Source organism: Paraburkholderia sp. BL18I3N2 (assembly GCF_003001875.1).
GTDB classification, from domain to species: Bacteria; Pseudomonadota; Gammaproteobacteria; order Burkholderiales; family Burkholderiaceae; genus Paraburkholderia; species Paraburkholderia phytofirmans.
The window spans coordinates 1-11,653 of sequence record NZ_PVNC01000008.1 but is presented as its reverse complement, the minus strand read 5'-3'; the positions used below and the strand labels follow the sequence as shown (position 1 = coordinate 11,653).

12 protein-coding genes are annotated in these 11,653 nt (G+C 64.3%); 10 read left to right on the top strand and 2 right to left on the bottom strand.

Translation table 11 applies throughout. From position 1 onward, the window contains the following. Window positions 1–59: 59 nt before the first annotated feature. Window positions 60–920 carry a hydroxymethylpyrimidine/phosphomethylpyrimidine kinase gene (locus B0G75_RS21825; RefSeq protein ID WP_106310157.1) on the bottom strand — a complete coding sequence of 287 codons (861 nt, stop codon included), beginning with the start codon at window positions 918–920 and terminating at the stop codon, window positions 60–62. A gap of 289 nt (window positions 921–1,209) precedes the next feature. On the opposite strand from B0G75_RS21825, the gene B0G75_RS21820 reads away from it, so the two are divergent. The 8 genes from B0G75_RS21820 to B0G75_RS21785 all read left to right on the top strand — a co-directional run bounded on the left by B0G75_RS21820 (window position 1,210) and on the right by B0G75_RS21785 (window position 8,384). Then, window positions 1,210–1,380 (top strand): rubredoxin, encoded by a 171-nt coding sequence (locus B0G75_RS21820; protein WP_006047743.1) that lies wholly within the window; start codon window positions 1,210–1,212, stop codon window positions 1,378–1,380. Window positions 1,381–1,650: 270 nt separating this feature from the next. Then, window positions 1,651–3,063, top strand: a complete 1,413-nt coding sequence (locus tag B0G75_RS21815) for a hypothetical protein (protein WP_106310154.1) — start codon at window positions 1,651–1,653, stop codon at window positions 3,061–3,063. A 250-nt stretch (window positions 3,064–3,313) separates the two neighbouring features. Continuing rightward, window positions 3,314–3,892, top strand: a complete 579-nt coding sequence (locus B0G75_RS21810) for a YqgE/AlgH family protein (RefSeq protein ID WP_007178990.1) — start codon at window positions 3,314–3,316, stop codon at window positions 3,890–3,892. After that, a complete protein-coding gene (gene ruvX, locus B0G75_RS21805; RefSeq protein ID WP_106286115.1) occupies window positions 3,889–4,329 on the top strand; it encodes a Holliday junction resolvase RuvX in 441 nt (146 codons plus the stop codon). The genes B0G75_RS21810 and ruvX overlap by 4 nt, the downstream gene beginning before the upstream one ends. Then, window positions 4,316–4,855, top strand: a complete 540-nt coding sequence (gene pyrR, locus B0G75_RS21800; protein WP_106310151.1) for a bifunctional pyr operon transcriptional regulator/uracil phosphoribosyltransferase PyrR — start codon at window positions 4,316–4,318, stop codon at window positions 4,853–4,855. The genes ruvX and pyrR overlap by 14 nt, the downstream gene beginning before the upstream one ends. 196 nt (window positions 4,856–5,051) lie before the next feature. Further along, entirely contained in the window at window positions 5,052–6,077 is a 1,026-nt protein-coding gene (locus B0G75_RS21795) for an aspartate carbamoyltransferase catalytic subunit (RefSeq protein WP_106310148.1), read from the top strand. Window positions 6,078–6,183: 106 nt separating this feature from the next. Beyond that, window positions 6,184–7,464 carry a dihydroorotase gene (locus tag B0G75_RS21790; RefSeq protein WP_106310145.1) on the top strand — a complete coding sequence of 427 codons (1,281 nt, stop codon included), beginning with the start codon at window positions 6,184–6,186 and terminating at the stop codon, window positions 7,462–7,464. 74 nt (window positions 7,465–7,538) lie between these two features. Further along, window positions 7,539–8,384 carry a 1-acyl-sn-glycerol-3-phosphate acyltransferase gene (locus B0G75_RS21785; protein WP_106310142.1) on the top strand — a complete coding sequence of 282 codons (846 nt, stop codon included), beginning with the start codon at window positions 7,539–7,541 and terminating at the stop codon, window positions 8,382–8,384. Window positions 8,385–8,433: 49 nt separating this feature from the next. Here the strand turns inward: B0G75_RS21785 and B0G75_RS21780 are convergent, their stop codons facing one another. Continuing rightward, a complete protein-coding gene (locus tag B0G75_RS21780; protein ID WP_106310139.1) occupies window positions 8,434–9,312 on the bottom strand; it encodes a symmetrical bis(5'-nucleosyl)-tetraphosphatase in 879 nt (292 codons plus the stop codon). A gap of 193 nt (window positions 9,313–9,505) precedes the next feature. Between B0G75_RS21780 and B0G75_RS21775 the strand changes: the two genes are divergently transcribed. Both B0G75_RS21775 and rfbB read left to right on the top strand, forming a co-directional pair. After that, window positions 9,506–10,417: a GDP-mannose 4,6-dehydratase gene (locus tag B0G75_RS21775; protein ID WP_106310791.1), complete on the top strand. Its 912-nt coding sequence runs from the start codon at window positions 9,506–9,508 to the stop codon at window positions 10,415–10,417. A gap of 466 nt (window positions 10,418–10,883) precedes the next feature. Then, window positions 10,884–11,653, top strand: a 770-nt coding sequence (gene rfbB / locus B0G75_RS21770) for a dTDP-glucose 4,6-dehydratase (RefSeq protein ID WP_106310136.1), incomplete at its 3' end; no start/stop codon positions are given.

The window sequence follows — 11,653 nt, the reverse complement described above, 5'->3', positions numbered from 1 at the left end:
GCGCTCGCCGCAGGCAGAAGCGCCCGGATCAGAGGGCAGGCGGCGCTCCGCGCCGTCTTTCAGTGCCGCGCTTCGCCCGGCGCCGCGTCCTTGCCGGCTGCCGGCGGCGTTTCGTCGTCGGCGCTGCGCGCCCAGAAGAACCGATCCGGCATATACGCACCCATGCCCGGCCGGAACGCATTGCGCACGGCCTGGTACAAATACTCCTGCGCCTCGCGCACCGCTTCGGCGGGATCCTGGCCGTTGGCGAGCAAAGCGGCTATCGCCGCGCCCAGCGTATCCGTCAAGCCCATGATGCGATGGTTGCCACGGTCCCACATGTCCTGACGCAACTGGCCGTCTTCGCTGAACAGCGTATTGACGTGCCGGTGCGTGCCGGTTTCCGTCGACAGAATGTATTCGCAGCCTTGCGATAGCAGATGCGAGATGGCGGCGTCGAGGCTGGGCGCTTCGGCGTCGCCGTCCGGTTGGGCGAGCGCGAGCAGCGTGGCTGAATCGGCAACCAGCAACGTGGTTTGCGGCGCGAGCAGGTCGGCGATCGCTTCGCGCAGTTCGTCGGCGGACAGCACGTGCTCGTCGTCGAGCGTGAAGTCGGGGGCGAGAATCAATGGAATGTCGTCGTAATCGGCGACGACTTCGGCAATCGCGCTCACCACTTCCGCGCGGGTGCAGGCGCCGACCTTGAACGCGGAGATCGGCATGTCTTCGAGCAGCATCCGCGCCTGGGTCGCGACCACTTCAGGGTCGAGCCCGTTGACTTCGTCACAGCTCGCCGAGTCGCGCACGGTGTAGCCCGTGAGCACGGAGACGCCATGGCAGCCCATGCTGGCAAGGGTCATGAGGTCGGCTTGCAGGCCGGACCCGCCGGTGGGATCGGAAAGGCCGAAGGTGAGGACGATCGGAGGCGTGTCGCTGGGCATGAAGATTTGCGGAAAGGAGCTGAATTTAGGCGCAGAGAGTGCGCAATCGACTCAATTATGCGGCCTAAACCGTCCCGAGGGCGTTTTTTCGCATCTCGCGATGTGTCGCAGCAAGCAAGCGCGGGCCGGCGCGCGGCACGACGCCGCGATCACTGTGCCGGCCGACGCGAACTGCATAGCCAAAGGCCGTCGCACACTACGATTGCGCGTTTCGATTGCTAGGCATTGGGGCGGCAACACGGTACCATCATGGCTCCCGTTTCCACGGACTCTACGACGCGACACAAGAATGGAATATCAAAGCTGGATGTGCCTGATTTGCGGCTGGATTTACGACGAAGAAGCCGGTTTGCCGGACGAAGGCATTGCGCCGGGCACTCGCTGGGAAGACGTCCCGATTAACTGGACCTGCCCGGAGTGCGGCGCGCGTAAGGAAGACTTCGAGATGGTCCAGATCTGAAGTCGGGAGCAGCCGGCGGGCCGGCTGCGGGCCGTGGCGCAAGCGCCGCGGCGCTGCATTGGCAAGGTGTTTCGCAGCCGCCGGCGTGACGCGCCGGATCGAACGCACCGGTGCGCTCTGAAGTTTGCCCCAACGCGTCGACGTGGAACGTCTTCGGTCGCGCCATGTCGCAACGTTAGTCTGTCATTGTCCTGTCGCCGGTTCGCGCGTTAGCCGATCAGTCTGCGTGCGGTGCGAAGCGACGGCCCGTCAGCTTCGTGTCGCCTGCCCATGACTCCTCAATCCGCTGCACCCGTTTCCTTCGATGCCTTGCCGAATCCGCGCGGCGGCGCTGTGCGTCCCGCCGAACTCGCCTTGGCTGAGGCGCTGCTGGCATTCGAACAGCACAGCGAGAGCACGTCGGCGTTGCTGCGGGCGTCACACGCATTGCGCGGAGCCGGCTGGCTGAGCGCACAGCGCTTCGCCGACGCGCTGGTGCGGCTGTCGCCGCTCGCGGAGGGCGACCCGGCCGACGCGGTCAACGCCCGGCCCGTGTTCGGCGCGGCCTTGCGCGATTTCCGCGCCGCGCTCGAGCGTCACAATCTGCGCGAACTGTCCTGTTCGCCCGTGCTGTTCAATCATTACCGGGCGCTTTGCGCGCATCTGTCGGAGCACACGCCCGGTTCCACCGTTGCCTTCGAAGATCTCGCGCTGACCGCGCGGCCGGTGCCGCCGGTCTCGCTGCACGCGCAGTCCGCCGATCAGCTGGCGCATCTGCGGGCGCGCTATGAGCGCGCGCTGCTGCCGGTGCTGCGCTCGCAGGCCGATACCGGCAGTGCGGCGGCGCTGGCCGTTACCAACGCGGCCCTCGACGAACTGGACGCCGTGTTCGGCGAACTCGCCGGCCCGGACCCCTATGATTTCTGGCGACTCGCCAAAGCTTGCGCCAAGGCGTTGCGGGTCAGTGGCCGCGCTGCGGGGGAAACCGACGCGCGGCGTTTTTACGCCCGTTGCAACCTTGCGCTCGCCGACCACGCGCGCGGCATCGAGCTTGCGCCGCGCTCGCTCGTGCGCGCAACGCTTGCGCTACTGTGGCGCGATTACGCGTTGTTCGGCGCCGCCGCCGAAGACGCCGATCAGGTGGAAGTCCTGCACGACTACGGCTTGACCGTCGACTGGCACGTCGCGGGCACCCAGGCGTCCGAAATGCTTTGGGAAGCGGGCGCCGTGCAGGCCCAGGCGATCAGCGCCACGCGTAGCGCGTTGACGCGCGAGCTGGGGGTGCTGGCCGTCAATGTGAACGCGTACGAAGATTTTCTGCAAACGGCGGATGCATCGATCTCCGCGTTGACCGAGCATGCCCGTGCAGCCGAGCAGCCGGAGAAAGCCGATCCGAGCGAAGCGCTGCAAGCGGGCGATGCCGCTTATCGGCTCGGCTCCGCCGCATGCGCGCTGGGCCTCGGCCACGTGGCGCTGCTGGCCGACGCGCTGGGGCTCGCGTGGCGCCGTCGCGCGCATGCCGGCGTATCGACGCCTGCGGTGCGTGCGCACGTGATCGTCGGCGCCCCAGCGGCGAGCACGCTCGAGCAGGCCGCCGAAGCCTTGCGCGCCACGCTGCACAAAGTCGCCGCGGGCGTTGCGCCTCCCGGCGGCAACACCGCGCTGGCTGCCCTGACGCGCTCGATCGAGCAGGGCGGCGCGTGAGCGAGATGCGTGACAGAGCCGGTAAGCGTTACCCTGCGCCGGCCGGCAGCAGGCCGCAATGAGACAACCCGGCGGCACGCAACACGCGTGCCGCGAAGCCTCGCGAACCTGCACCGTGGCGAGCGCCCGCGTGCGTGATAGAGTGCAACTTGATTCGCCGTCGATGGCTCGCGGCACGCTTCATGGCACACATCGCGGTTCCACGCTCAAAGCCCCGCCATCCTGCATCGTCTTTGCTAAAATCCGAACTATGTCCAAGAGTACCGATCGCATCAATCTGACCAACCAGTTCCTGATCGCCATGCCGAACATGGCGGATCCGACGTTTTCAGGAACGGTGGTCTACCTTTGCGATCACAGCGAGCGCGGTGCGCTCGGCCTCGTGATCAACCGGCCGACCGATATCGACCTGCAAGCGCTCTTCAGTCGCATCGATCTCAAGCTCGAGATCGAACCCCTTCTCCATGTGCCCGTCTATTTCGGCGGCCCGGTGCAAACCGAGCGCGGCTTCGTGCTGCACGATCCGAAAGACGGCAACGCGTACACGTCGTCCATGTCGGTGCCCGGCGGTCTCGAGATGACCACGTCGAAAGACGTGCTCGAAGCCGTGGCGAGCGGCACGGGCCCCGAGCGTTTTCTCCTCACGCTCGGCCATGCCGGCTGGGGCGCGGGCCAGCTGGAAGAAGAGATTTCGAAGAACGGTTGGCTGACGGTCGAAGCCGACCCGAAAATCGTCTTCGACGTGCCTGCCGAAGAACGTCTCGAAGCCGCGCTGGCCTTGCTCGGCATCAACCTGTCCATGCTGTCGGGTGAGGCGGGCCACGCATGAGTCTGCCGGCCGGACGTGAGGCGACGCTGCTTGCGTTCGACTACGGTGAAAAGCGCATCGGCGTGGCGGTCGGCAATTCGCTGACACGTCGCGCGCGGCCGCTCGTGATCGTGCAGAACCGCAGCCGCGAATATCGCTTCGAGGCAGTCGGCAAACTGATTGCCGAGTGGAAGCCGAACGCGCTCGTGGTCGGTCTGCCATTGCATCCGGACGGCACGCCGCATGAAATGACCCAGCTTGCGAAGCGCTTCGGCAACCAGCTGAATGGCCGCTTCAATCTGCCGGTCACGTGGGTCGACGAACGCTATTCGTCGGTCGAGGCGAAGGCGGAAATCCGCGCCGGCAACGGCCGCGCCGACATGCTCGACGCCGAAGCCGCCAGCATCATCCTCCAGCAATATCTAGACGGACTATCCGACGATCATGAGTTCCATTGACGCCGAAGCGCTTTATCGCGCGTTGCTCGACCAGATTCGCGCGGTGTATGGCGACCAGCTCGGCGCCGGGCAAGACGGCGCCGAGGGCGCGGTGCTGGCCGGCATATACAGCGGCGGCGCGTGGCTCGCCGAACGGCTGGCGCGCGACCTGAACCTGCCGAGCTTCGGTGTGGTGAACGTCGCGCTGCATCGCGACGATTACGCGAAAAAAGGCCTGCACTCACAGGCGAGCCCGACCTCGCTGCCGTTTTCGGTCGACGGCCGCCGTATCGTGCTGGTCGACGACGTTCTCTACACCGGCCGCACGATCCGCGCGGCGCTCAACGAGCTGTACGACTACGGCCGCCCTGCATCGGTCGAACTTGCGGTTCTCGCCGATCGCGGTGGACGCGAATTGCCGGTGGCGGCGCGCTTTATCGGCGGTGTGGTGAACATTCCCGCCGACGCCACGCTCGTCCTGGCCCGTTCGGACGGCGCGCAGGACCAGCCGCGTTTCACTTTTCACACTGAAGCACGCGTCGATTGAAGACGGCGCGAAACTGCGCGAGTGTGCATCGAACCCGTCGCATTCCGCGCTTCGCTTTGAACCATCACGCGCCACGCAAAAGAGAATTTTCGAGCCTTTCGTTGCAGCTCAACGCGCGAAGCACAGCTTGGCATCGTCACACGCAGTCCGCATCGACACCGATCACGTTGAAGCCCGTATTTGAAGCAGGTACACCATGAACACCGCCAGCCAGGCTCCCAAGGATTCCGCCGATAGCGCCACCGAGCGCTTCCGTTACGGCTTCCTCAAGGGCAACCCACAGCTCACGAAAAACGGCGAGCTCAAACATCTGTTGTCGATCGAGGGCTTGCCGAAGGCGATCGTCAATCACATTCTCGACACCGCCGACCAGTTCGTCAGCGTGACCGATCGCGAAGTGAAGAAGGTGCCGCTGTTGCGCGGCAAGTCGGTGTTCAACCTGTTCTTCGAGAACTCGACGCGCACCCGCACCACCTTCGAGATCGCCGCGACGCGTCTGTCGGCGGACGTGCTGAATCTGAACATCAACGCGTCGTCGACCAGCAAGGGCGAGTCGCTGCTCGACACGATCAACAACCTCTCGGCGATGCATGCCGATATGTTCGTCGTGCGCCATGCATCGAGCGGCGCGCCGTATCTGATCGCCCAGCATTGCGCGCCGCACGTGCACGTGATCAATGCCGGCGACGGCCGTCATGCGCACCCCACGCAGGGGCTGCTCGACATGTACACGATCCGTCACTACAAGAAGGACTTCACGAAGCTGCGCGTGGCGATCGTCGGCGACATTCTGCACTCGCGGGTCGCGCGCTCGGACATTCATGCGCTGACCACGCTCGGCGTGCCGGAAGTGCGCGCAATCGGTCCGCGCACGTTGCTGCCGGGCGGCCTGGAGCAGATGGGCGTTCGCGTGTTTCACAACCTCGACGAAGGCCTGAAGGACGTCGACGTGATCATCATGCTGCGTCTGCAGAACGAACGGATGAGCGGCGCGTTGTTGCCCTCGGCGCAGGAGTATTTCAAGAGTTGGGGTTTGACGCCGGAGCGTCTCGCGCTCGCCGCGCCCGACGCGATCGTGATGCACCCCGGCCCGATGAATCGCGGCGTCGAAATCGATTCGCAAGTGGCCGACGGTCCGCAATCGGTGATTCTGAATCAGGTGACTTTTGGTATCGCGGTGCGCATGGCGGTGATGGGGATCGTCGCGGGCAATCACGATTGATCTTGCAGATGCAGATGCATGCAGAGCGCCGCGTCACTCACGCACAGTACGAACCCGCGACACGTAACGCGGAACTAGCTGAACTCAGCTGAACATAAGGCAGCGCATGAAGATTCATATTCAAGGCGGCACGCTGATCGATCCGGCAGCGGGCACCGAACAGCAGCAGGACATTTTTATCGAAGCGGGCAAGATCGCCGCGATCGGAAACGCGCCTGCGGATTTCCACCCGGAGAAGACAATCGACGCCCAAGGCCTCTGTGTCATGCCGGGTCTGGTCGATTTGTCCGCGCGTCTGCGCGAACCGGGCTACGAACACAAGGCGACGCTCGAATCCGAAATGGCCGCCGCGCTCGCGGGCGGCGTGACGAGCCTCGTCTGCCCGCCGGACACCGATCCGACGCTCGACGAACCGGGCCTCGTCGAGATGCTCAAATTCCGCGCGCGCAATCTGGATCAGGCGCATGTTTATCCGCTCGGCGCGCTGACGGTCGGACTCAAGGGGCAGGTCATCACCGAGATGGTCGAGTTGACCGAAGCGGGCTGCATCGGTTTTTCGCAGGCCGACGTGCCGGTGGTGGATACCCAGGTGCTGATGCGCGCGCTGCAATACGCGAACACCTACGGCTATACCGTGTGGCTGCGTCCCGTGGACGCCTATCTCGGCAAGGGCGGCGTGGCCGCGAGCGGCGCGCTGGCGTCGCGGCTGGGGCTCTCGGGCGTGCCGGTGTCGGCGGAAACCATCGCGCTGCACACCATCTTCGAACTGGTGCGCGTGACGGGAGCGCGGGTGCATTTGTCGCACGTGTCGTCGGCGGCGGGCATTGCGTTAATGCGCGCGGCGAAGGCTGAGGGCTTGCCGGTGTCGTGCGACGTCACCGTGAATCATGTGCATCTGATCGACCTCGACATCGGCTATTTCGACGCGCAGTTCCGGCTCGATCCGCCGCTGCGTCAGCAGCGCGATCGCGAAGCGATCCGCGCGGGTCTGGTCGACGGCACGATCGACGCGATCTGTTCCGACCACACGCCGGTCGACGACGACGAAAAGCTCCTGCCGTTCGCCGAGGCTACACCGGGCGCGACCGGGCTGGAGCTGTTCCTGTCGCTGACGGTGAAGTGGGCCGATGAGGCACGCGTGCCGCTCGCGAAGGCGCTGAACCGCGTCACCACGGCGCCGGCCGATGTGCTCAAACTGGAAGCGGCAGGCCGTATCGCCGTGGGCGGCGTGGCCGATCTTTGCGTGTTCGACCGCAATGCGCATTGGCGCGTCGAGCCGCGCGCGCTGAAAAGCCAAGGGCATAACACGCCGTTCCTCGGCTACGAACTGCCGGCGCGCGTGCGGGCGACCATCGTGTCCGGGCACGTCGCATTCGAACAGCGCTGATCGCCGCGGTGTTGCTACGCTCATTGTCCCGCTTATAGGCCAGCTCACTGGCCCAATTCAGGAACGCTCCGACCATGAAGCTCGCGTTACGCAAGGCCCGTCTCGTCGTTCATCTGCTGCACGGCATGTGGATCGTGGCGACGCGCTTTCCCAAAGCCAGCGCCGAGGTGCGTCACACGCTCAATCGGGAATGGTCGCTGAAGATGTTGCGCCTATGCGGCATGCGGCTCGTCGTGCATAACGACAGCGCGCGGCTCGATCGCGGCGCGCTGGTGGTTGCCAACCACATTTCGTGGATCGACATCTATGTGATCAACGCATGGCGGCCCACGCCGTTTGTCTCGAAGGCCGAGATCCGGCAATGGCCGGTGGTCGGCTGGCTCGCGCAGCAACTGGACACGGTGTTCATTCAGCGCGAAAAGCGCAGCGACGCGAAGCGAATCATGCACGAACTGTCGGACCGCCTGGGCGCGGGCGAGTTGATGTGCGTGTTTCCCGAAGGCACCACGTCCAATGGACTCGCGGTGCTGCCGTTTCACGCGAATATGTTTCAGGCGGCCGTGTCGGCCTCCGTGCCGGTGCAGCCGCTGTGCATGATGTATGAGGACGCGCAGGGCCGGCAATCCACCGCGCCTGCCTATATCGACGATCTGTCGCTCGCCGATTCGCTGAATCTGCTGCTGCGAGGTGGACCGCTGACCGCGCATATCTATGTCTGCGCACCGCTCGCGTCAGGCGCGGACCGGCGCACATTGGCGGCGGAAGCGGAAGGCGTGATCGCGGCCGCATTGCGGCAGATGCAGAGCGGCGCCGCGATGACTGGCGCGGTGAAGGCGGAGCGGGCCGCTACATCCGCCGTCGTGGCAACGCTGATCGAAGAACCGGTCGATCAGGTCGATCGGTCAGGGCATTCGGCCTGAAATTCGTCCTACGGTCGATCCCAACGTGTGACTGGGCCGACGCAACTGCTTAGTTGCCACCGGCCGCCGCGCGGCAGTTCTCGCACTCTACCTGCGTCAGCGTGCGCTCCGCAGGTTTTTGCGCAAGACGCACGGCGGACAGTTGTTCGCCCCACACGCAGCCTGAGTCGAGACCGATCAGGTTGTCACGCAGAATCAGGCCCAGCGCAGCCCAATGACCGAACACCACAGTCACATCGGCGGTCTTGCGCGATGGGACATCGAACCACGGCATGCAACCCGGCGGCGCCGCATTCAGGCCGCCGCTGCTGCTGAAATCCATGGTGCCTTCGGCGTTGCAGAAGCGGATGCGTGTCAACGCGCTGCACGTCAAACGCAGCCGCTCGATGCCTTTGAGTCCCGGTTTCCAGCGGTTCGGCTCGTTGCCGTACAAACCGGCGAGCGTCTCCTTCCAGTTCGGCGCGCGCAGGGCGCGCTGCAATTCGTCGGCGAGTTCGAGCGTCAGATCCACGTCCCACTGCGGCAGCACGCCCGCATGAACCATCAACATGCCATTGTCGAAGTACGCGATCGGACGGTGGCGGATCCATTCGAGCAGGTCGGCGGCATCCGGCGCGGCAAGAATCTCGTCGATCGTGTCGCCTTTCTTCGACTTGCGAATCCCCGCCGACACCGACAGCAGATGCAGATCGTGATTGCCCAGCACCGGCACCGCCTGCTCGCCGAGCGCGATGATGTCGCGCAACGTAGCCAGCGACTCCGTGCCGCGGTTGATCAGGTCGCCCGCGAACCACAGCGGCGTGCCGGCCGGCGGCGCGGCCTTGGCCAGCAGTCGCTGGAACGGCGTGCGGCAGCCTTGCAGATCGCCGAAGGCGAGCGGGTGTAGGGACGGATCGGAACGAGCGGAAGACGTAGTGGCGGGTGTCATCAAGGAAGTGGGTGCGGTTTGATACACGCTGTTACGCACGAGGCGTGCCGCGTTGGGCAATGCAACATATTAGCGTGACATAATAGCCCGTTTGAAGGCTCGATATCGGGTGAGGCGCCGCTGGCAAGCGGCTCGGCGCAGGGCGCTCACGATATTGCGACACAACAGGATGACTTTCATGAACGGAGAAAGCATGTCGTCTTTTCATGCAGAGCAACCTATTCGTACGCTCGTCACCGGGGCGAGCGGCTTCACGGGCCGCTATCTGGTCGACAACCTGCTCGGCCGCGGTCACACGGTGATCGAAACGGTCGCCGGGCGTGACGAGCCGGAAACGCCGACGCGCCTGCGGCTCGACATCACGTCGCCGGATGCCTGCCGGCGCGTGATCGAGATCGCGCGGCCCGACTACATTGTCCACCTCGCTGCGATCAGCTTCGTAGGCCATAACGATCCGCTCGACTTTTACCGCGTCAACGTGATCGGCACGCTGAATCTGCTGGAGGCGTGCGCCGCCGCCGGTCATACGCCGCGCAAGCTGCTGATCGCGAGCAGCGCGAACGTTTACGGCAACGTGACGAGCGCCGCGATCGACGAGAGCTTCCCGGTCACGCCGGTCAATCACTACGCGGCCAGCAAGGCGGCGATGGAAACGATGGTGCGGACCTGGTTCGACCGCCTGCCGATTCTGATCGTGCGGCCGTTCAACTATACCGGCCGAGGCCAGGCGTCTAACTTCCTCGTGCCGAAGATCGTCGAGCACTTCGCGCGCCGCGAACCGTCGATCGAACTCGGCAATATCGACGTCGCGCGCGATTTCTCCGACGTGCGCTACGTGGCGAGCGCTTATGAAGCGTTGCTCGACTCCGAGGCCGCCTCGGAAACCGTCAATGTCTGCACGGGCACGCCCTTCACATTGCGCGAAATCCTCTCGGCGGCGAGTGATCTGACGGGGCATGAACTCGAGATTCAGATCAATCCCGCCTTCGTGCGGCAAACCGATGTGAAGATGCTAGCCGGCTCGCCCGCCAAGCTGCGCACGCTCGTGCCGAAAGTCGAGGCCATTCCGTTCATGGATACTCTGCGCTGGATGCTGGCGGCATAATCAGCCGCATGTGCGCGGCGATCCGCCATCTTTTTGGGTCGTGGTGACGCGCGGCTTTCAGTCGCGTATAACAATCGTAAGGTGCCGCGTTGCAGGCTGATTTGATCAGACGTGTGCGGCGTTTGCTCCCGTTTTTCCCAATGCATTACGCTGAATCAGACCGCTAGCCGCTCCATCGGCGCGGTGCTCCATCACGCTTTCGGCCGTTCACAGCGGCATGCGTCATGAAAGTGACGGCCGAATTAGCTGATGGAAACCAAACTTGTCAAGCTGTTTCAAGTTGTTAGGGTTCTAGTTTTTGCCTTTGGCGGCTTTATAATCGGGGCTTCATAAGATTGGCGTTTGAGCGCCCGCCCGCAGTGCCCCAGGGCGGCGGCGGGCGTCCACAAGATTCCGACACCACAACGCGTGGTTGCAGGTCAGTCAAACCATTTCGATCTGCCACCAACATCTAGAAGGGAATTTCATGATTCTGGTAACGGGCGGCGCCGGTTTTATCGGCGCCAATTTCGTGCTCGACTGGCTCAATGCGTCGGACGAAGCGGTACTGAACGTGGACAAGCTGACGTACGCCGGCAATCTGGGTACGCTCAAGTCGCAACAAAACAATCCGAAGCACATCTTCGTGCGCGCGGATATCTGCGATCGCGCCGCGCTCGACGCGCTCTTTGCCGAGCACAAGCCGCGTGCCGTGCTGCATTTCGCCGCCGAGAGCCATGTGGATCGTTCGATCCATGGCCCGGCTGATTTCGTGCAAACGAACGTGGTCGGCACCTTCACGCTGCTCGAGGCGGCCCGTCAGTACTGGACTGCGCTCGGCGAGGCCGACAAGGCCGCGTTCCGTTTCCTGCACGTGTCGACCGACGAAGTGTTCGGCTCGCTCTCCGCTACCGATCCGCAATTCTCCGAGACCACGCCGTACGCGCCGAACAGTCCTTACTCGGCCACCAAGGCGGGTTCCGACCATCTGGTGCGCGCCTACCATCATACGTACGGCCTGCCGGTGCTCACCACGAACTGCTCGAACAACTACGGTCCGTACCAGTTCCCCGAGAAACTGATTCCGCTGATGATCGCCAACGCGCTCGGCGGCAAGGCTCTGCCGGTATATGGCGATGGTCAGAACGTGCGCGACTGGCTATACGTCGGCGACCACTGCAGCGCGATCCGCGAAGTGCTCGCGCGCGGCACGCCGGGCGAGACGTACAACATCGGCGGCTGGAACGAGAAGAAGAA